Origin of the sequence: Okeania sp. SIO3I5, assembly GCF_010672085.1 — a bacterium.
Classification (GTDB): domain Bacteria; phylum Cyanobacteriota; class Cyanobacteriia; order Cyanobacteriales; family Microcoleaceae; genus Trichodesmium.
This window is the reverse complement of record NZ_JAAHHT010000049.1, coordinates 15,563-37,210: the sequence shown is the minus strand read 5'-3', so window position 1 is coordinate 37,210 and position 21,648 is coordinate 15,563. Positions and strand designations below refer to the sequence as shown.

The window sequence follows — 21,648 nt, the reverse complement described above, 5'->3', positions numbered from 1 at the left end:
ATGCTCCTATTTTTTATCTTTGAATAAACTGCATAGCGGCGATCGCGCCCAAAAAGAAAACTGTAGGTACACCAAGAGTGTGAACAGCTAACCATCTAACTGTAAAAATTGGATAGCTAACCGGTTGATTTGGATTTTGGCTAGTCATTATTTTAAATCTCCTAAATTTTTATTTATTTGATAAACTCATCAATTTGTTGTTTAGCTTCAAAACGGTCTGACAAAATTGGTAATTCTTGTCTTTGTTCAGTGTAATACTCATTAGGTCTAGGTGTACCGAAAACATCATAAGCTAATCCGGTACTCACAAATAACCAACCTGCAACAAATAGAGCAGGAATAGTAATACTATGAATCACCCAATAACGAACGCTGGTAATAATATCTCCAAATGGGCGTTCACCTGTGTTGCCACCAGCCATCTTATTTTATCCTCCAAATAATCTTAAACCATCATTTCAGACAGTCTTAAAAATTTTCTAAATTAGCTCATCCCATAGTTATTAATGGTATGAGTTTTTTGCCTTTGTTAAGAGTAAAGATAGACTATTTTGCCTTCTTTACATTTGCCATTTTATCTCTTAAATCAGACGGGATCAATCTTAACACATCCACTCTAATTTTTACCACATTAATAAATATAGAGAAATCAAATTTTACCATCTGAGTAATAGTACCCAATTTAATTATCAAAAATGATATTTCTCTATTGTTAGAGTGGGATAAATAATAGAAGCTATTTAGCATCTTTGCCCGCGATTAAATTTTTGAGTCAGGAGTCCTCCATGGGAATTAGGCAATACGAGAAAAAGGTTGAAAAATACTTCCCCACTTCCCCACCTGACAAAGGTATGTTTTTAACAAAGAGGCGAGTCATCACCTTTATTCAGTATAAAATCCACAAAATACTATGCCTTTTTATACAATAAATGGATCTAAATTTCTCCCCAGACTCCCCAGACTCCCCAGACTCCCCACCCCTCCCACACCCAATGGCATAATTCTAAAAAACATACCCTTGTAAACACTCCCCCACTCCCCCTATATTTCTAAGCCTCCTCTGAACCCAGCGAACTATTATATTTGAGCATAGTTCCTCTTTGACCCAGAATAAAACCTGTTTCTGAATTCAAAAATAGAATATTGTAGAAATTTTCTGGAACATTCTCTACCTCACGGTCTTTTTCCCAAGTCTGACCACCATCGGTACTGCGAAGCAAATTACCACTACCCCCAGAAACCCAAATTTCATCAGGAGTTCTATAAGCCAAATCCAAAAGACCCCAACTTGTAGCATACTCAGGATTAATAGCCTCTCCCCACTCTTCAGGGTTTTCCGCATCGCTAAACCGCAGTTGACCACCTCGCGCTAATAGCCATAAACGACCATCATCACTAAAACCCATATTTTCCAAACGGCGGGAGTTTTGACGGTTATGAGGAACCCAAGATTGCTGCCCCGGTTCCCAAGTAGAATAAAAATTCCCCTTTGCTGAAACAGCAATATACTTACCATCAGAGGAACGAGAAATATTTCTCACTACTCCCACAGCATCCTCTACTTGAGCGTGCCAATTTTGGCCTCCATCTTCAGTTCGATAGATAGCTCCCACATCAGTAGTCATTTCCGCAGAATTTAGCCCCAAGGCAGTAATTGTATTAGGAGCGCCAGGCAGTTTAGAACTTAGAGCAATACGACTCCAAGACTCTCCTCCATCATCAGTATGTAAAAGTACAGACGGCTGTCCCACGATCCATCCTTCTTTACCATTAAAGCTTACTGATGTCAAGCGAGCTTTTTCTTCCAGATCGATAGTTTTAGGTTGCCAAGTTTCACCACCATCATTAGTTTCCAGGAGAGTCGCATCAGCACCCACAATCCAACCATGGTCAAGATTATCGGTAAATCCAATATCAAACAATGTAGCCTCAGTGGGCAGTTGAATTACTTCCCAGGGATTGTAACTAATTGGTGGTAAAAAAGCATTTTTGCAACCGCTACAAACTATAACTACTGCCAGTATTATGAAAAATTTTTTCCAGAATTTTACTATTGAGTGCATCACATTTAATTATTCTTTAATGGATAATGAAAACTTTGTCTAATTGTCTAATTATCAATTATCCATTGGTAAAAACCTCTGGGGATTAATAATTAATTATTAATAATTAATTATTAATTATTAATTATCCTTATGGCCATCTTATTGTAAACCATACAAGCTCAGGAAAAATAGAAATCCAAGAGCTAATCCACCAAAAATCAGGATATTTTTCTGGCTTGGAGTAAGATTATTGACACCAAAACCATAACCAAGGTTTTCCTTAAATCCCGAAGGTCCTTCAGTCGGTCCAACATTCACAAATTGGGTTGTAGACGCTCCACAAACGGGGCAGCGCCAACGGATCGGCAAATCGGCAAAGGCCGTTCCTGGAGGAACTTTGCTACTAGAGCTTCCCTTCTTAGGTTCATATATGTAGCCACAAGCTCGGCATTCATAACGATCCAGTTCCTGTGTATTTACCTCAGTGGTTTCCTCGCTCATAGTTCTAAGAGATTGAATCAGCGATTATGAGAATATCTTTAACTATTATTACAGAATTGGTGTAATCAGAATTGGTGTAATCAGAATTTAGAATTTAGAATTTAGAATTTAGAATTTACTCTGGCTCTTGACGCAATAAAGGAGAAATTCCATCATCCATCTCCCATAGCCGGGTGCTTAAGAAAATGTATCGACTATTGCTCCATACGCAATAAAGGAGAAATTCCATCATCCATCTCCCATAGCCGGGTGCTTCAGAAAATGTATTGACTATTGCTCCATACGCAATAAAGGAGAAATTCCATCATCCATCTCCCATAGCCGGGTGCTTAAGAAAATGTATCGACTATTGCTCCATACGCAATAAAAGAGAAATTTCACCACCCATCTCCCATAGCCGGGTGCTTCAGAAAATGTATCGACTATTGCTCCATACGCAATAAAAGAGAAATTTCACCACCCATCTCCCATAGCTGGGTGCTTCAGAAAATGTATCGACTATTGCTCCATACGCAATAAAAGAGAAATTTCACCATCCATCTCCCATAGCCGGGTGCTTCAGAAAATGTATCGACTATTGCTCCATACGCAATAAAAGAGAAATTTCACCATCCATCTCCCATAGCCGGGTGCTTCAGAAAATGTATCGACTATTGCTCCATACGCAATAAAAGAGAAATTTCACCATCCATCTCCCATAGCCGGGTGCTTCAGAAAATGTATCGACTATTGCTCCATACGCAATAAAAGAGAAATTCCACTATCCATCTCCCATGACTGACTGTCGGATTTCGAGACCAAACCCCTAAAGTTTTTTTTCACCAATAGACTTCTCCAAAAATCAAAAATAAAATCAATTATTATCCAGAAATTATCAATTACTCTCCCCCTATTCCCTGTTCCCTGTTCCCTGTTCCCTGTTCCCTGTTCCCTCTCTAATCATTTGAGGATTGCTATATTACTCTTGACAGATTAAATTTGACTGGTGACTTATATTTAGATTGGCATTAGAAAAGCTCTTATGCTCATAATGTTCACAGAGAAGAATCTTAGTTATTTAGGAAATATCGTTAATCGTGTTTGTTCTTAGTGGTTACGAGTATTTTCTAGGCTTTCTAATAATTAGTAGCCTAGTACCAATCCTTGCCTTAACTGCATCTAAGCTACTGCGGCCAAAAACTCGTGGTCCAGAGCGACGAAGTACATATGAATCAGGGGTAGAACCAATTGGTGGAGCTTGGATACAATTCAATATCCGTTATTATATGTTTGCCCTTGTCTTCGTCATCTTTGATGTAGAGACAGTATTTCTGTATCCTTGGGCAGTAGCCTTTCATCAGTTGGGACTCTTGGCCTTTATAGAAGCCCTGATTTTCATCACAATCTTAGTGATTGCTTTAGTATACGCATGGCGCAAAGGAGCTTTGGAATGGTCTTAAGTCCTAATCAAAACCAAAAAATTATCAATCCTGTTGAGCAAACTCCCGAAGTTACTCAAGCACTTTCAGAAAATGTAGTATTAACTACAATTGACGATCTTTACAACTGGGCAAAACTTTCCAGTTTATGGCCCCTATTATATGGTACAGCCTGTTGCTTTATTGAATTTGCAGCACTCATCGGCTCCAGATTTGACTTTGACCGCTTTGGTTTAGTTCCACGGTCTAGTCCAAGACAAGCAGACCTACTAATTACTGCTGGTACAATCACCATGAAGTACGCTCCTACCTTAGTACGTCTTTATGAGCAAATGCCAGAACCTAAATATGTCATTGCCATGGGTGCTTGTACAATTACAGGCGGAATGTTCAGCATGGACTCACCAACAGCAGTTCGTGGGGTAGACAAATTAATTCCAGTAGATGTCTACATTCCTGGTTGTCCACCACGTCCAGAAGCAATTATTGATGCTGTCATCAAGCTGAGGAAAAAAATTTCTAATGAATCCTTGCAAGAACGGGGTCAACTACAGCAAGCACATCGCTACTATAGCGTTAAGCACAATATGAAAGTAGTTGAACCAATCCTAACTGGTCAATACCTACAAACATCTGACCGTCAAACAGCGCCAAAAGAGCTAACAGAAGCAATAGGTATGCCAGTACCACCTGCACTGCAAGCTGCACAAAAAGAGGAGGTAAGTCGTGGCTGAAGAAGAAGCTCCAATCATTGAAGCAGGAAAAGTTTCAAAATGGCTCACAGAGAATGGCTTCGAGCATGAATTCTTAGAACCCGATCATCAGGGAGTAGAAATTATCAAAGTTAATAGGGATTTTTTAATCCCCTTAGCCACAGCTGTGTATGCTTACGGGTTTAACTATCTACAATGTCAATGTGCTTATGATGCTGGACCAGGGGAAGACTTGGTAAGTATGTATCACTTGGTCAAAGTCAGTGACGATGTAGACCAACCAGAAGAACTACGGTTAAAGGTATTTGTGCCTAGAGACGATCCTAGACTTCCTTCCGTTTACTGGATTTGGAAGTCAGCAGATTTTCAAGAGCGAGAATCTTATGATATGTACGGCATTATTTATGAAGGACATCCTAATCTCAAACGAATTTTGATGCCGGAAGACTGGGTAGGTTGGCCGTTGCGTAAGGATTATATTTCCCCAGAATTCTACGAATTACAAGATGCCGTGCGACTCGCTGGCTAGTCAAGGCTGCTAAAAGGCAGATATACCTAGCCTTCCAGGTCACTACATGGAGGGAATAACTTCGGCCTGGAAAACTCTTATAACCTTAATGGTGAAATTCCATTCGCCCTGTTGTTGGGTTGACAGCATAGGCCACGGAGTAGCGACTGAACATCAATCTCCGAAGCTGGTCTAAAAGCGGGATGCGTACCAGTTACCAAGGAACGATACCGCAAGCAAAGGCTGACAAGTGGACGAAGAGAAAGGTAATTAAACTCTCGTTAGTATTGACCATTCCGAAGGTAGCTATGGAATGTAGGACGAAAAGTCAGGGGGTCATTGGATATTACTATGGCGTTGGTAATATCAACAACCATAACGAACCCTCCGGGAGAATTTGCCCCACTAAATCAGTCGTAATAAAGGAATAAGGGAACGAGGAAACCTCTCTAAGACGCCTGAGCATATAGGTCGAAATCTCAGGAAGCCATTCAAGGTCAATCTGCACAACAGTTGCAGGTTTTAGGGAGAGTAGGATTGGGTAAGAAGCTATCAAGCAGACGTACCCACTGTTAGACGTAATGTAAGGTAATAATTAGCGATGAACAAGGCTAAAACACTAAAAAGACGTTTGGGAAACCCCAAACCCTTTTTAAGCGTGGCATGGGATACAGACGATATACCAAATCAAGTTAGTATCAATCCAAACCTCAAATGGAAAGATATCAACTGGAAGAAGGTGGAAAAATATGTATTTAAGTTGCAAAAATTAATTTACAGAACATCCAGCCGTGGCGAAATCCGCAAGATGCGTAAATACCAAAGACTTCTGACCAAAAGTTATTACGCCTTGTTGCTAGCTGTTAGACGCGTGACACAGGATAACCAGGGCAAAAAGACCGCAGGGATGGATGGAATTAAAAACCTCCATCCAATGCAGCGATTTAACCTGGTGAATCTTTTAAATTCACCCTACCTCAAAGCAAGCCCAACCCGCAGAGTTTGGATACCAAAACCAGGAAAGGACGAAAAGCGCCCGCTTGGAATCCCCACAATGTACGACCGTGCATTACAAGCCCTGGTGAAGCTAGGTATGGAGCCAGAGTGGGAAGCACGTTTTGAACCTAATAGCTATGGCTTTAGACCAGGACGGTCAACACATGATGCTACCCAAGCAATCTTTGACAGCATCAATCGTCAACCCAAATATGCACTTGATGCTGACATATCCAAATGTTTTGACCGAATTAACCATGATGCACTGTTGGGAAAAGTGGGTCGAACACCTTACAGAAGATTGATCAAGCAATGGTTAAAATCTGGGGTACTCGACAATAAACAATTCTCAAACACTGTGGAAGGTACACCACAGGGAGGAGTAATTAGTCCCCTTCTAGCAAACATCGCCTTACACGGTATGGAAGAGAGACTAATGGAATTTGCCAAGACCATTGACATGAAAAAAGCCGATGGAAATCAAAAAAGTTGGCAGGTTAAGTGTAAAAGTCTCTCCATAATACGCTACGCTGATGACTTTGTTGTCCTACATGAAGACGTCAAAGTAGTGCTACAAGCTAAAACCGTAATACAGGAATGGTTAAACCAGATAGGATTAGAACTAAAGCCAGAAAAGACCAAAATTGCTCACACCTTGGAGGAGTATAAAGGGAACAAACCTGGATTTGACTTCTTAGGATTTAACATTAGGCAATATAAGGTCAAGTCAACCAGACAAGGATTTAAAACGCTGATTAAACCATCTTCCAAGAGTATCAAAACTCACTATCGGAAATTGGCGGATATATGTGATTCTCACAAAAATGCCTCTACCAAGGCCGTAATAGCCAAATTAAATCCGATAATCAGAGGATGGGCCAATTACTTCTCAGCCGTAGTCAGTAAAGAGATATTCAATAAAATAGATAGCCTCTTATGGAAAAGACTAGGTCGATGGGCAAGTAGGAGGCATCCAAATAAGTCAGCAACCTGGGTAAAGAAAAAGTATTTTCCTAACGTGAAAGGAACCAGGAATTGGATACTTAACGACGGCGAATATATACTAAAACTACACTCAGAAGTACCAATTATAAGGCACATCAAGGTGAAAGGTAATAAATCCCCTTATGATGGTGATTGGACTTATTGGAGTAGTAAAATCGGGAAATATCCAGGCGTAAGGAAAGAAGTCGCGACGCTGCTAAAACGGCAAAAGAATAAATGCGCATTTTGTGGACTAACTTTTAGGCCGATTGACCTTATGGAAATTGACCATATAAAACCAAGGTCTAAGGGTGGTGACAACACAATTAAGAATAAACAACTGTTGCACCGACATTGCCACGACAGTAAAACTGCATCAGACAAAAAGGCATATCTAAAATTTAAGCCACAGGACTTACCTGAAAATTATATATGGATTGACGATATGTTAACTCTGAAACAGGATGTACCTATGAAAAAGGACGTTTAAGAGAGGAGCCAGGATGAGGTGAAAGTCTCACGTCCGGTTCTGAAGACGAGTCGGTTTGGTAACAAACTGGCTTAGTTTAACTATTAAAATTTAGGTCAAAGTTTAAACCTAAATAATCATGCATAGGTTGTAATTCATTAATGGATAATGGATAATTACCTCTCCCTAAAAGGGAGAGGATTGACGCTCAAGGAAAAAATTTATTTTATCAAGGGGAGATTGGATCTGGTTAGGTAACCCATCCATCCCACCCTACGGGAAACTTTCCGTTTGTCATGCTCCGCAAACGTTTTTCATGTCGGCGACAGCCTTTAACGTAGTTATGCGTAGCAAAACGACCGCTTTTTTTCCCTTTTATCAAAATAATTGGGTCTAAAACCCCCCCCTTGATCGGCGAAATATTTTTGGAGCTTTTCTCAAATCCCCTACTTCCTCTCCTGGGAATGGTTAGGGGTGGGTTAACTTCTGACTTCTGACTTCTGAGTTCTAACTTCGTTAATGGGGAAGCTAATAACCCTGAATAATTAATAATTAATTATTCGGTAATTATATACAGAAAATACTTTTGACTTAAGATTTAAAATGTTAAATTCTAGCTATTTTCTGCATTTTAAGAAAATAGAATAAATTTTTTCTGGAATTGGAACTTGTCAGGGATAAGTAACGTCCCGACACCAGATAGTACCCCCCCTATTCTTTTGGGTGGGTGCAAAATAAAATTAACGGCTTGTTTATTAGGATAATAAATTTATATAGATGAAGTTCATAAAAAAGTAGCAAAATGGTTAACGACTGAGTATCCTATCATTTTTCTCCTAACTTTTGAGTCATCCCATAAGGTTGCCAAGTCAGGAAAGAAAAAACGCCAACTTAACTCATGCGTCAGTTCGCCAAATGCTAAATTGGGCAAAAATCACGTTTCAAACAAACTCTTAAGTTCCACGCTTTAAAACGAGGCGCAACCGTAATAGATGTGACCGAAGAATATACATCTAAAACTTGTACGATCTGGCGGTCATATTCATCAAAACGAATGAGGCTCAAAGCATTTTAAATGTCCAAATTGCGGTCATTCAATGCCGAGAGATTGGAATGGCGCTTTGGGAATTTTTCTCAAAGCATTGCGAGATACCGCCTGTGTTGATAGTTCTGCTGTCACACTGCTATGAACGGCTTTTCCTAGTTTTAACAGGAATTGCCGGGCTTGATGTATCTGCTTAATATTAGTAGCTAGTTACCCATAGTGGAACTGAAAATTCAAAAGTCAAAATGATTCTTAAGACTTTGAGATTTTTTTAATTGATGTGTTATCAAGACCTGGTTTACTAGATTTAATACTTAAATTTTGCTTATGACCTTAAGAGTAAATTATTCCAATATATTTTCCAATATAATTGTCACATTGTTGTCAACCTGATATAATCCTCAGCGTCTACGCTTTAGCTTGACTCGTTATGGGGTAAATACAGAAAGGGAAAACTTGTCTAAAGTTTATCAAAGTTACTCATAAATATAGCTATCAAGCTAAAATGAATAAGTTTTCTTAGTTGTTGCCCCATTGAGTCGTTATCACCTAGAATTAAGATATGAAGCTAGTTGAACGTCATGTTATCAGCAAATCTCATTATTTGTGGTCAGCTTGTGACCACAAGGCTTTTTTGTCGAAAAATCTGTTTAATTTAGCTAACTATTATTATCGTCAATATTTCTTTACTAATCAAAAGAAATTAAATTTTACTGAACTTTATCAGCAGGTATCTAAAAGTGACGATTATCAAGCTTTACCTACTAAGGTAAGTAAGCAAATCATTAGGAGATTAGATCAAAGTTGGAAAAGTTATTTTGCCGCTTTAAGAGAGTGGAAAAAACAGCCAAATAAATTTCTAGGAAAGCCAAAAATTCCCAAATATAAACATAAGATAAAAGGCAGAAATATTCTGCCCTATCCAGATGAATCAATCTACAAAAAAGCCTTAAAAAAAGGAATTTGTCATCTGTCTATGAGTGAAATCAAAATTCCCACCTCACAGACAGAAATAATAGAGGCCAGAATTGTCCCCAAAAGTAGCTGTTACATAATAGAAATAGTCTATGAAAAATCGGAGGAAACAACAGAAAATCAACAAATAGCAGGAGTAGATTTAGGAGTAAATAATTTAATAGCTGTAACTACAAATCAAATAGGTTATTCACCTCTATTGATTAAAGGCAGACCATTAAAAGCAATTAATACATTTTATAATAAACAGCGCTCTTATTTACAATCTCAGTTAAAAACTAACCACAATAAAACTAATTCTCATCGGTTAAAAAAATTAACTCAGAAACGAAATTGTCGAGTAGAAAACTATCTGCATACAGCCAGTAAAAGAGTAATAGATTGGTGTGTCAACCATGAAATAGGAATCTTAATTATTGGACATAACCAGACATGGAAACAAGAGATAAAATTAGGGAAAAAGAACAATCAACAATTTGTGGACATCCCTCATTATAGGTTAATAGAAATGTTAACGTATAAAGCCAGATTAAGAGGAATAAAAGTAAGAGTTACCGAAGAATCTTATACATCTCAATCAAGCTGTTTAGATGGGGATAATTTACCGAGTTATGGAGATAAAAAAACGAAATTTAGTGGAAAAAGAGTAACAAGAGGGTTGTATAAAACCAGGGAAAATAAATTATTAAATGCCGATGTAAATGGGTCATTGAATATAATTAAAAAAGTAATTCCTGATGTCTTTGACCAAGGAATAAAGGGTTTGCCGTTTAACCCTGTGGTGGTCGATCCACTACGAATGACTATACCTTCAGACCTTTGAGTAAGTTTGAGTAAGTTTAGTTGAGCGGTGATAAGCATCATATTGATTCAATAATGTATATCTGTATTCTTGCATTTAGTGGTTTTTAGCCATTAGTTAAATACAAATCACTATTAGCTATAGATTTTTTGGTGGAGGAGTTAGAACGTGAGCGATAATGATAATACGCTACGGGCCAGCCAATTAGGCGGCAGTGGCGATATAGTAGGTGTCACATTTAATGATGTAGATGGTGATGGTCTCTTTGAGTCAGAAGACCAATTAATATCTGGTGTTACAGTCTATTTGGATCAGAATAACAATGGGACTCTAGATCCAAATGAATTATCCAGTATTAGTAATTCAGGTGGTGTCTACGACTTTTCGGGATTATTAGATGGTGAATATTTCGTAAGACAGATCCCACCAATTGGTACTGTTTCAAGTACACCAGAGCCTGTTGTGGTTAATATAGTCGGTGGGACTTCGGTCAGAGAGGATAGGATAGCTTTTGGTAGCACTATAGGTGGCCCTAGTCCTGCTCCTGGTCCTGCTCCTGGTCCTGGCCTAGGAAGCATATTTGGTATAAAATACAACGACTTTAACCGGAACGGCTTTCGCGACCCCGCAGAACCAGGCTTACCAGGATTTACTATATATTTAGACCAAAATAATAATGGTCTGTTAGACCCTGGAGAACTAACATCAATTAGTGCACAGGATGGTAGCTTTAGTTTTACTGGCTTACCCTTAAATTCAACTTACACTATTCGGGAAATCCAGCAACCAGGTTTCGAGCAAACTATCCCAGACCCTATATTTGTGAGTCTGAGTGCAGAACAACCTACTGCTTCAGATGTTCCATTTGGTAACGCTACAATTGGCCCAGGTACAGGTGATATTAGTGGTGTATTATTTGAAGATCTAAATATTAATGGTGTCCGAGATTCTAATGAACCAGTCATTCCTGGTGGCGAAGTATTTCTTGATCAGAATAGAAATGGAATTTTAGATGAAGGGGAGATTGTCAGTGTAACCGATCAATTCGGTTTTTACTCATTCATAGGGGTTACACCTGGTCTATTCAACGTTGATGTCATCCGTGACTTAGACGAAGCAAGAACAACTCCTAACCCAGTCATCATCTTCACAGGAACAGAAGAAGAAATACCAAGCGTCGCTGTAGATATTGGTCTAGTTACTCCTGGTGGTACAGGTAATGTTGCCGGAGTTAAATACCTAGACACTAACGCTAATGGCATCTTAGATCCTGATGAACCAGGGATACCAAACTTTACTATCTATGCAGACCTTAATAGTAATCAGATTTTAGATCCAGGAGAACCATTTAATATCACTAGCCAAAATGGTAGTTACTTCTTAGCTAATTTGCCAGCAACCCGTCTTACTATTCGGGAAGCAGAACAACAACTAGGATTTAATTTAACTAACCCCCAATCTGAGACTGTTGATGTACCTAGTGGGGGCACTTTATTCAACGTTGACTTTGGTAATGCTGAAGTTAATGCGATCGGAGGAGTTGTTTTCTTAGATAATAATTCTAATGGTGCTGTCGATCCAGGAGATACAGGTTTATCTAACTCCACTGTATATCTAGACCTGAATGAAAATGGTATCTTTGACCCAAATGAACCTTTCAGAGTTACTGACAATGAAGGTCAATATGGTTTTGAGACCTTGCCTCCAGATACTTACGTTGTGAGAATAGTAGCCCAACCTGGTTTTATTCAAACAACACCAGATCCAGTTATTGCTGTCACCAGTGGAGAAAATGCGAACTTTATTAATATAGGTCAAGCTCCTACTACTCCCTTGCTTCAGGGTGACTTGATAGGTAACAAGTTTAACGACTTTAATTCCAATGGAATCTTAGATCCAGGAGAACCAGGTTTAGCTAACTTCACTCTCTATTTAGACTTGAATGGCAACAATATACTAGACCCTAATGAACCAGCTTCAATATCAAATGCTGCTGGTGACTTTAGCTTTAATAATCCTCCAGTAGGAACTTACTTTTTGCGGGAAATACCTCAAGCTGGTTTTGTTCGAACTACTCCAGATCAGGAAGTTACTATAGTTCAACCGATTAGCGTTCTACAAGGTGATCCACCTATTGTATTGAATGTGGGTAATGCTGCGATCGCCCCAGTTCCCCCAGTTGCCCCAGTTGCTCCTGCTCCAGTTACAGATCCTGCTCCAGTTACAGATCCTGCTCCAGCTACAGATCCTGCTACAGATGGTGGCGATGCAGGCACAACAGATGGTACGACTGACACTGATGCAGGTACAACAGATGGTACAACTGATACTGATGCAGGTACAACAGATGTTACAACTGATACTGATGCAGGTACAACAGATGAGACTCTCACTGCTAGTCAAGTAACAGGATCGGGCACAATCAGTGGTATTAAATTTAGTGACATCAATGGTAACAACCAAGTCGAACCTAATGAACCTGGTCTACCTGGATTCACTATCTATCTAGACCTTAATAATAATAATGTTTTAGACTCAGATGAACCTACATCTATTAGTGCTCCCGATGGTAGCTATAGCTTTGTAGGTTTACCACCTGCGACTTATACAGTCAAAGAAGTTCAGCAAGCAGGATTCACACAAATCACTCCAGATCCAATAATCACAATAATTGGGGGTGAAAATTTTGAGTTCGTTAATATTGGTAACCAACCAGCACCAGGAATAAATCCTCCACCAACTCCAGTCCCTCCACCACTTTCTGTAGTAAATACTGATAGCAGAGGTACAATTACTGGAGTTGTATTTACTGACAACAATGCTGACGGTTTAGCAGGTCCTGACGAACCAAGACTCATAGATGTCGAAATTTTTGTAGACCTCAATGGTAATGGTTTCGCAGAAGCTAATGAACCAGTTACCCGAACAGATACTCACGGGGAATATCGGTTTACATTGCCACCAGGAAACTTCAGAGTATTAGAAACACCACCTCCTGGTTTTGTTAACACTACTCCTACTCCCCTAATTCCAGTTGTTCCTGGTCAGACTGTCGTCTATAACTTTGCTGATACCAGTACCTTTGACCCGAACACCGTTATTAGTGGTTTCATCTTCACTGATAGTAATAACAGTGGAGTTCTAGATTCTGGAGAAGCAGGTATTCCAACTGCTCAAGTTTTCTTAGATATAGATGGTGATGGGCGACTAGATAGCAGTGAAGACCTCAATGTTAACGGAGTACTAGATGAAGGCGAAGATGTAGATGGCGACGGTGTACTCGATATAGACGAACCTGAAACCTTCACAGATCCTAATGGTCGTTATACATTTAATGGTGTACTTCCTGGTAATTACACAGTTGACGTTGTTCTCCAAGAGAACTTATTCCTAACTGCCACTCGTCCAACTATTAGTGTTACTGTAGGTCAGGTGCTACCTGATCCCAATATCTCACCAACTCCAATTAATCTTCCCTTTGGTCAAAGTCTAACTAATAATGTTGATGTAGGTGTTAACGTCACATCTCCAGAAGGAGATACTGTTAGTGGTATTGTATTTGCTGACAACAACGGTAACGGATTATTTGAACCACTACAAGGAGAAGTTGGTTTACCTGGTGTTGAGGTTTTCCTAGATGTACACACAGACGGACAAATACAAGGTTTTGAACCGAATCAAATTAGTGGTCCTGGTGGTACTTTTGGTTTAGATACATCTGATATCTCAGGCACATTTCCGCTCCTACAAATTCTCGATCGCACAGGGTTCACTCAAACTACTCCACCAGCAGTGGTAACAGTTGGTAGTGGTAGCAGTGTTGTTTACAACTTTGGAAACCAACCACAAACTATAATTACTGGAAATGTCTTTGAAGACTTTAACAGTGATGGCATCCAAAACTTTAGCGATACTAATGGTAATGGTATCTTTGACCCTGATGAATTTGTAGAAAGGGGTATACCTGGTTTCCAAATCTATGTGGATCTGAATGAAAATGGCATTCTTGATAACCCAGATATTGAACCTAATACCTTTACAGATACCAACGGAGACTATGCAATTGTTGGTTTGTTGCCTGGTACTTACACATTACGACTAATTCCACGAGAAGTTATTACAGATCCAACAAATCCAACTGCAGTTTCACAAGGTTTTATTGGTACAACCCCAACGGATCTGACAATTACTGTTGACCAGTTTGAGAACTCTAATTTAGTAATTGATTTTGGTCAGTCTCCGGTACTTCCTCCTGCTGGCCGTGGTAATATTTCTGGTATTGCATTTGTAGACGGTAATGGCAATGGTGTGGCAGATCCAGGTGAACTTCAATTGTCTGATGCTACCATCTACATAGATGCTAATGAAAACGGCGAACGAGATGCTGGCGAACGATTTGGTTTAACTGACCAATTTGGTCGCTATGAGATCCCTAATGTAGATCCAGGAACTTATGTTGTTCGTCAGGAAGCACGACCTGGTTTTACTGACTCTACTACTCCAGCTCCTGTTGTAGTTACCTTGGCAGCAGGGGATAACGCTGACTTTGTTAACTTTGCCAACAATCCCACAAATCTGCCAAAAGCTGTGCTTCCTGTTGTCGATCTCGGTGGTCTTGTTTTCAACGATATTAATGGTAATGGTCTCATAGATCCAGGAGATAATGGTATTCCTGGTGTTACTGTATTCCTTGACCGCAACAGTAACTTAATCCTTGATAATGAGGAACGTACTGCAATCACAGATTCGTTGGGAGTATACGACTTTAATGATTTGCCACCAGGTACTTACACAGTTCTACAAGTGCCACCACCTGGTCTATTCCAAACGACTCCAGACCCAACTGTCACGCTGTTTGCAGGAGATGATGCTAACTTTATCAACTTTGGTAATAGCACTAACCCGCAACCAGTACCACCAATAGCACCACCTACAGGTACTGGTGGTATTAGTGGGATAACTTTTGAAGACCTCAATGCTAATGGTTTCCTAGATGCTGGTGAACCTGGTATTGGTGGTATAGTTGTTTACTTCGATCAGAATAACAACTCTGTTCGAGATGCTGATGAAATATTTGTTGCTAGTGATATCAACGGTAATTACAGTTTCTCAAACTTAGCAGATAATGCTTACACAGTGCGGCAAGACCTAAACCCAGAGCAGGCAGGAATATTTACTCAAACTTTTCCTGCTCCTGGTGACACAGCTGTGATTGCCACATTTGGTGGTCAAAATGTTCCTAATGTGAACTTTGGTAGTACCCGTGTATAATATCTAGATTTATCTAGTATTTAGGTAACACCAGAACTCAGGGTAAAAACTGAGGTTTAAGTTAAAAATTAAATCTTTAGCGTAGTCAATCATTATTTGAGATTTGACTACGCTTTTCTTTTAAGCTTTCAGCTTTTCCAAAAAAATATAGCGCTACTTGAAAAGGGAACAGGGAACACAAAACTAAGAACAGCAGACTTTTAAAGGCTTTTCCTAGGTCATGCTGCGCAAACAAGATTTAGAAATGTCCGCGCCCTTAATGCGTAGTGCTATACCTATCTCCAAAATTTCCGAATAATAGCGCGATCGATAAAATGGGTAGTCCTTTGATGATTGTGATTTATTGTCGAGAAAGGGAACACTTAACTCTTAACTGGGAACAGTAAAGTAGCTTCAATTCTTAGTTTCAAAGAAATCATATTCCCTTGAAAATTTGACTTTTTTTAGGATATCACTACTTGTACACCACTACCATAAAATGTTTGTTTGTAGTTTGGTTTTTTTAGCCGTAAATTATATAAAATCCGGTTATACAGTAATCGCGCTCAAAAATCCTCAACTAAAATATGTTATATTATGTCCGGTTGAATAGTTATAAATAAAAATGGAGGAGTCAGGAGGTAGGGACGTATTGCTGACGCTTTCGCTCCGCTAACGCTGCGCGACATGTAACGCATTAATGTTCAAGCAACGTCCGTACAGGAGAAATGAGGGAAGAGGAGGGAATTTTACAGCAGTTTTCCCGCACGGTAGACCACAGTAGGGACGTTCCATGGAACGTCCCTACGGGGTTTTGGTTGTGACGATGTGGTTCATCAAGAAAGAAAAGCGCTGTAAGTTATAAGGAGGAGAAAGTTTTTTGGTCGCGTTTTCTTATAGGGAATGCTACGCAAACATGTCGCGCAGCGAAAGCGGAACGGAGTTCTATCACGTTCTTATCCGGACATGATATTAAGCATGAATACGAATTTAAAAATTTATGCATTTTCATTTCCTTTCTTACTCCTAACTCCTGTACGGGCGAACGGCCGTTCGCCCCTACGACTCCTAACTCCCTACTCCTAACTCCTTACTCCTTACTCATTACTCCTTACTCATTACTCCTTTACTATTTGGTGATAATATGCAATATATCAACCGATCTATAATAACATCCAACTATGCAAACTACTGATTTTCTGACTCAGCTAAATTTATCTCAACGCCAAGCAGTAGAACATTTCTGCGGACCAATGTTGGTTGTGGCGGGTGCTGGTTCGGGCAAAACTAGGGCGTTGACTTATCGTGTGGCCCATCTGATTCGTCATCATCGGGTACACCCGGAAAATATTCTGGCGGTGACGTTTACAAATAAAGCTGCACGGGAAATGAAGGATCGCATTGAGAGACTTTTTGCTCAACAACAGGCGGAAACTAAATATGGTAAACCTTTTTCTGCATTGACACAGGAAGAACAAACCAGGTTGCGATCGCAAGTCTACAAAAATATTACTAAGCATTTATGGATGGGAACTTTTCATAGTCTTTGCGCTCGGATTTTGCGGTTTGATATTAATAAATATCAGGATGAAAAAAAACGTCGTTGGGATAAAAATTTTTCTATTTTTGATGAAAGTGATGCTCAAAGTTTAGTCAAGCAAATTGTTACTAAACAGCTAAATTTGGATGATAAAAAATTTAATCCACGTTCTGTTAGATATGCTATTGGTAATGCTAAAAATAAAGGAATGTCTCCTCTAGAATATCAAAGAGCGGAGCCAGATTATCGGGGTAGGGTAATTGCTGAAGTTTATGGAATTTATCAAGATAATTTGGCTGCGAATAATGCTCTAGATTTTGACGATTTAATCAGAATACCTGTGGAATTATTTCGGCAAAATGAGCAAGTATTAGCTTATTGGCATCAACATTTTAATCATATTTTAGTGGATGAATATCAAGATACTAATCGGACTCAATATAATTTTATTAGATATTTAGCTACTAATGGTGAAGACCCTAGATATTTTAATAACTGGAAAAATCGTTCTGTTTTTGTAGTGGGAGATGTAGACCAATCTATTTATTCTTTCCGCATGGCAGATTATACAATTTTGCTGGAATTTCAGAATGATTTTGGTGATGGTTTGCCTGATGAAGATACCCGGACAATGATTAAGTTGGAGGAAAATTATCGGTCGCGGGAAAATATTCTGGAAGTGGCAAATAAATTGATTGAAAATAATACTCAACGTATTGATAAAGTTCTCAAACCAACCAGGGGTTTAGGGGAAGAAATTTATTGTTATGAGGCAGAAAGTGAGCGAGAAGAAGCTGAATTCGTTTGTAGTAAAATTCAGGAAATTACAGACCAAAACCCAGAGTTAGATTTAGGCAGTTTTGCTGTACTTTATCGGACGAATTCTCAGTCACGCCCCTTGGAAGAAGCTTTGATTCATTATGATATTAAATATGTGATAATTGGCGGTTTAAGATTTTATGACCGGAAAGAAATTAAGGATGCTTTGGCTTATTTACGAGTCATTGCGAATCCTGCCGATACTGTTAGTTTGCTCAGAATTATTAATACTCCGAGAAGGGGAATTGGCAAGACGACTATTGATAGTTTATTAAATGCTAGTTCCCAGATGGGAATACCTTTGTGGGAAATTATTAATGATAAAGCTTCAGTTAATGCTTTGGCAGGTCGTTCATCAAAAGCTGTCAATAAATTTGCTGAGATAATTCAACATTTGCAAGATGAGGTAGAAAATTTGACTGCTCTGGAAATTGTTGAGGGAATTTTGGAGACTTCTGGTTATACTGAAGACTTGAAAAAACAGGGTACGGAAGAAGCAGATAATAGACTGGAAAATTTAGGGGAGTTATGTAGTGCTGTGGCTCAGTTTCAAGAAGATAATGAAGATACAACTTTAGGAAGTTTTTTGGCAAATGCTTCTTTAGCTTCCGATTTAGATAACCTCCAAGATGGGCAAGAAGCTGTCTCATTAATGACCTTACATTCGGCTAAAGGTTTAGAATTTCCGGTGTTATTTATGGTGGGTTTAGAACAGGGTTTATTACCTCATTTTCGGAGTATAGATGACCCTTTATCTTTAGAAGAAGAAAGACGACTTTGTTATGTAGGAATTACCAGAGCGCAAGAACAATTATTTCTTTCTTACGCCACTGAAAGACGACAACTTTGGGGAGCGCGAGATGCCACAATTCCATCTCAATTTTTGGGAGAATTACCGGCAGATTTAGTTAATACTAATGCTATGAAAAAGGCAATTTATCGGTCAAAACGTCAGAGTAAAAAGACTCAAAATAGTGTTGTGAAAAAAGCGGTAAGTAATCAAACAGAAAGTTGGCAAATTGGGGATAAAGTGATGCACGAAAATTTTGGCGTGGGGTTGGTAACAAATGTTTTTGGTGAAGGAAAGAAGATTAGTTTAGGTATCAAATTTGGTAAGATGACAAAAATTATTAACCCGAAAATAGAACCAATGGAAAAGTTGAATTGAAATTATTTTGTGTATAAAGTTAGGCGACAATAGGAAAAAAGCCTTTTTTTTGCTTTTCCGTTCAAATAATCTTTCTCTGAGAGCGATCGCGCAAGCGGTGCGGAGCATTATCGCTCCTGTCAAACCAACCAAGTTTGAGGAGCGACGCTTTTTTTCTAAGAGGAAAGGAGCGATCGTTAATTCTAACCAATCAAAACTGTCTCTAATTATTCATTATTTTGAGCAGCTTGTTGAACTTGTTCCACAGTTAAATCCAAACGTTGTGCTATTTCTTCAATAGTCAACCCCAGTTCTAAAAACATGGGAACTACTTGCAACTTAGTTAATAATGTCCCCTCTTCTATACCTTCTTCTCTCCCCTCCTGCTTAATTCCTAGATAAAGTCGAGATTTTTGAAATTCCTCTATACTGAACATTTCTATATACCTCCTATTAATTAGACTGACTTTGAGCAGCTTGTTGAACTTGCTCCACAGTTAAATCCAACCGTTGTGCTATCTCTTCAATAGTCAACCCCAGTTCTAAAAACATAGGAACTGTTAAAAGTTTGCCTTCTTGTCTACCTTCTTCTCTCCCCTCCTGCTTAATTCCTAGATAAAGTCGAGATTTTTTAAAATCATCCATCCCTAACATTTCTATTACCTCCTCTGGTGCTAAATTTTGAAATTTGTACAAAATAACTGTTTTGACTAATTCTAGCACTTTTTCCCGTTCAGTCTCTTGTGCTAGTTCTGTCGTTACTTTGGCAGCTAAAATTTTTGCCTGTTGTACTGCCTTTGTCTCATCCTCTACTATTAACTTGACTATACCCAAACCCAAGTTATCGTAAGCTTCCTCTCCCAAATCTTCCAGGTAAACTACAGTAACGTTACTGCTATTTAATAGAGCTTGATAGGGTTGGGTATCTTTTGGTTCAATATTGCGGTTGAGGAACACTACTAATCCGTGCCAATACTTGGCATCTTCGTATTGACTCAAATACAGAAATATTTCACCAAAAAATCGACGGTAAAATGCTTCATCCTTTTGCATTTGTACTTCACCGAAATGGATGGGAGTATCAGAAGACTGAGTGTTAGGAACTAATACACCATCCAAACGAAAAGCTGTTTGTTTGATTTCGACTGAGCGAAACTTGTAAGAATTTGCTAGAGTCGGAGATTTACCAATGAGTTGAAAGTAAACACCAGGCATCTCTAAAAATAGTCTGTAAAATATACTGTCTGTTTTCATTGAAAAATTTTGTTGTCATGTCGAGCATCATATCATGGTGAATAGCTGTCTATAAAAGTTTTAGGATTTGTTTAATCTCGTCAAAAACTGGTGGATGCTTCAAGGATAAACCATAAAAGCGATATTGCTACTGACAGCTAAATTTTTACTATAATCAAACAACATATCAAATAAAAATAAGTTAGTAATGACAGAAACAAAAATTCCAACTGAACTACTACAGTCTTTTCCTGACACCCAACTGCCAAAGTCAGATAGTACAACGGAAACCAATAATCAAATTGATTTCCCCGATCATACCCAACTGCCAGAGTCAGACGGTACATTTGTGAAAAACTTTCAAGAGCATCCCCAAAGCATTATTCTGACAGACTCCATTACTCCTGTTTTGCAGCGCATTCATCCTGACGGACAATACGCGATCGGACAAGACTGTGGCATCTATTGGCGGAAAACCGAGCCTCCCGAACAAGGTGCAGTCTGCCCAGATTGGTTTTATGTTCCCAATGTACCCCCTCTACTGGATGGTGAATATCGTCGCTCTTACGTTCTCCCCAGAGAAAAAGTGCCACCATTTATTGCATTAGAACTGGCATCAGGAGATGGTGCAGAAGAAAGAGATCGAACCCCTCTATCCCAAACATCTGAAGGAAAGAAAATTAAACCAGGAAAGTTTTGGGTGTACGAACAGAGAATCCAAATTCCTTATTACGGGATTTACGAAATTATTAGCGGTCGTCTAGAGGTTTATCGCTTAGTAAATGGGCGTTATCAGCAAATGTCACCAAATGAACGAGGTCACTATCCCATTGAAGAATTGGGAGTAGAGTTAGGACTTTGGGAAGGTAATTACGAAAATCAATATATGTTGTGGTTGCGTTGGTGGGATGCAGAAGGTAATCTGCTGTTAACAGGAAAAGAAGGTGAGAAAATTCAAAAAGTCAGAGCTGAACGTGCTGAATCTCAACTTGAACGTGCTGAATCTGAAGCAGAAATTCAAAAAGTCAGAGCTGAACGTGCTGAATCTGAAGTTGAAATGGGGTTGCTTGTGCAAAGGAATGCTATTTCTCGGTTGTTGGCAATGGGTTTAAGTCTGGAGGAAGTTTCTGAAACTCTTGGTTTGACGGTTGAGAAAGTTCAGGAAATTCTGCAGTAGTATAGCGCTACTTGAAAAGGGAAAAG

Annotated in this window: 15 protein-coding genes and 1 pseudogene; 9 read left to right on the top strand and 7 right to left on the bottom strand. The window is 39.1% G+C overall.

Annotated elements, in window-relative coordinates; genetic code table 11:
- Positions 1-13: 13 nt before the first annotated feature.
- From psbF to F6K40_RS13975, 4 genes are all read right to left on the bottom strand, one after another.
- On the bottom strand, positions 14-148 hold the full coding sequence (gene psbF / locus F6K40_RS13990) for a cytochrome b559 subunit beta (RefSeq protein ID WP_293136803.1): 135 nt from the start codon (positions 146-148) through the stop codon (positions 14-16).
- A 25-nt stretch (positions 149-173) separates the two neighbouring features.
- Positions 174-422: a cytochrome b559 subunit alpha gene (psbE, locus tag F6K40_RS13985; protein WP_293136801.1), complete on the bottom strand. Its 249-nt coding sequence runs from the start codon at positions 420-422 to the stop codon at positions 174-176.
- Positions 423-1,049: 627 nt separating this feature from the next.
- A complete protein-coding gene (locus F6K40_RS13980; protein ID WP_293136828.1) occupies positions 1,050-2,063 on the bottom strand; it encodes a photosynthesis system II assembly factor Ycf48 in 1,014 nt (337 codons plus the stop codon).
- Between the two features lie 141 nt (positions 2,064-2,204).
- Positions 2,205-2,546: a rubredoxin gene (locus tag F6K40_RS13975; RefSeq protein ID WP_293136799.1), complete on the bottom strand. Its 342-nt coding sequence runs from the start codon at positions 2,544-2,546 to the stop codon at positions 2,205-2,207.
- A gap of 1,076 nt (positions 2,547-3,622) precedes the next feature.
- Here F6K40_RS13975 and ndhC point away from each other — a divergent pair.
- The 8 genes and pseudogenes from ndhC (at position 3,623) to pcrA (ending at position 19,233) form a co-directional block, all read left to right on the top strand.
- Positions 3,623-3,985 carry a photosynthetic/respiratory NAD(P)H-quinone oxidoreductase subunit C gene (gene ndhC / locus F6K40_RS13970; protein WP_293136797.1) on the top strand — a complete coding sequence of 121 codons (363 nt, stop codon included), beginning with the start codon at positions 3,623-3,625 and terminating at the stop codon, positions 3,983-3,985.
- Positions 3,976-4,698, top strand: coding sequence for an NADH dehydrogenase subunit K (locus F6K40_RS13965; RefSeq protein ID WP_293136795.1), 723 nt, complete (start codon positions 3,976-3,978; stop codon positions 4,696-4,698). Before ndhC ends, F6K40_RS13965 begins: the two co-directional genes overlap by 10 nt.
- Positions 4,691-5,206, top strand: coding sequence for an NAD(P)H-quinone oxidoreductase subunit J (locus tag F6K40_RS13960; protein ID WP_293136793.1), 516 nt, complete (start codon positions 4,691-4,693; stop codon positions 5,204-5,206). Before F6K40_RS13965 ends, F6K40_RS13960 begins: the two co-directional genes overlap by 8 nt.
- A 580-nt stretch (positions 5,207-5,786) precedes the next feature.
- Entirely contained in the window at positions 5,787-7,655 is a 1,869-nt protein-coding gene (ltrA, locus tag F6K40_RS13955; RefSeq protein WP_365671387.1) for a group II intron reverse transcriptase/maturase, read from the top strand.
- A 752-nt stretch (positions 7,656-8,407) separates the two neighbouring features.
- Positions 8,408-8,824 (top strand): annotated as a pseudogene (locus tag F6K40_RS13950) (zinc ribbon domain-containing protein); the annotation flags it as partial.
- Positions 8,825-9,241: 417 nt separating this feature from the next.
- On the top strand, positions 9,242-10,477 hold the full coding sequence (locus F6K40_RS13945) for an RNA-guided endonuclease InsQ/TnpB family protein (RefSeq protein ID WP_293136791.1): 1,236 nt from the start codon (positions 9,242-9,244) through the stop codon (positions 10,475-10,477).
- 147 nt (positions 10,478-10,624) lie between these two features.
- Positions 10,625-15,727, top strand: coding sequence for an SdrD B-like domain-containing protein (locus tag F6K40_RS13940; protein ID WP_293136789.1), 5,103 nt, complete (start codon positions 10,625-10,627; stop codon positions 15,725-15,727).
- 1,160 nt (positions 15,728-16,887) lie between these two features.
- Complete coding sequence (gene pcrA / locus F6K40_RS13935; protein WP_293136787.1) at positions 16,888-19,233, top strand: DNA helicase PcrA; 2,346 nt, start codon at positions 16,888-16,890, stop codon at positions 19,231-19,233.
- Positions 19,234-19,294: 61 nt separating this feature from the next.
- Here pcrA and F6K40_RS13930 read toward each other — a convergent pair whose 3' ends face one another.
- Genes F6K40_RS13930 through F6K40_RS13920 form a run of 3 tightly spaced genes read right to left on the bottom strand, consistent with a single transcriptional unit; the run spans position 19,295 to position 20,466 of the window.
- On the bottom strand, positions 19,295-19,423 hold the full coding sequence (locus F6K40_RS13930; protein WP_293136785.1) for a hypothetical protein: 129 nt from the start codon (positions 19,421-19,423) through the stop codon (positions 19,295-19,297).
- A gap of 16 nt (positions 19,424-19,439) precedes the next feature.
- Positions 19,440-19,649 (bottom strand): hypothetical protein, encoded by a 210-nt coding sequence (locus F6K40_RS13925; RefSeq protein ID WP_293136783.1) that lies wholly within the window; start codon positions 19,647-19,649, stop codon positions 19,440-19,442.
- Positions 19,650-19,665: 16 nt separating this feature from the next.
- Positions 19,666-20,466 (bottom strand): Rpn family recombination-promoting nuclease/putative transposase, encoded by an 801-nt coding sequence (locus F6K40_RS13920; protein WP_293136781.1) that lies wholly within the window; start codon positions 20,464-20,466, stop codon positions 19,666-19,668.
- A 187-nt stretch (positions 20,467-20,653) separates the two neighbouring features.
- On the opposite strand from F6K40_RS13920, the gene F6K40_RS13915 reads away from it, so the two are divergent.
- Complete coding sequence (locus tag F6K40_RS13915) at positions 20,654-21,622, top strand: Uma2 family endonuclease (RefSeq protein WP_293136779.1); 969 nt, start codon at positions 20,654-20,656, stop codon at positions 21,620-21,622.
- Positions 21,623-21,648: the final 26 nt, after the last annotated feature.

Coding starts and splice junctions, on each gene's coding strand:
- F6K40_RS13920 (WP_293136781.1), bottom strand. CDS start 20,466: ATGAAAACAGACAGTATATTTTACAGACTATTTTTAGAGATGCCTGGT.
- F6K40_RS13975 (WP_293136799.1), bottom strand. CDS start 2,546: ATGAGCGAGGAAACCACTGAGGTAAATACACAGGAACTGGATCGTTAT.
- pcrA (WP_293136787.1), top strand. CDS start 16,888: ATGCAAACTACTGATTTTCTGACTCAGCTAAATTTATCTCAACGCCAA.
- F6K40_RS13980 (WP_293136828.1), bottom strand. CDS start 2,063: ATGCACTCAATAGTAAAATTCTGGAAAAAATTTTTCATAATACTGGCA.
- F6K40_RS13915 (WP_293136779.1), top strand. CDS start 20,654: ATGACAGAAACAAAAATTCCAACTGAACTACTACAGTCTTTTCCTGAC.
- psbF (WP_293136803.1), bottom strand. CDS start 148: ATGACTAGCCAAAATCCAAATCAACCGGTTAGCTATCCAATTTTTACA.
- psbE (WP_293136801.1), bottom strand. CDS start 422: ATGGCTGGTGGCAACACAGGTGAACGCCCATTTGGAGATATTATTACC.
- ltrA (WP_365671387.1), top strand. CDS start 5,787: ATGAACAAGGCTAAAACACTAAAAAGACGTTTGGGAAACCCCAAACCC.
- F6K40_RS13965 (WP_293136795.1), top strand. CDS start 3,976: ATGGTCTTAAGTCCTAATCAAAACCAAAAAATTATCAATCCTGTTGAG.
- F6K40_RS13945 (WP_293136791.1), top strand. CDS start 9,242: ATGAAGCTAGTTGAACGTCATGTTATCAGCAAATCTCATTATTTGTGG.
- F6K40_RS13925 (WP_293136783.1), bottom strand. CDS start 19,649: ATGTTCAGTATAGAGGAATTTCAAAAATCTCGACTTTATCTAGGAATT.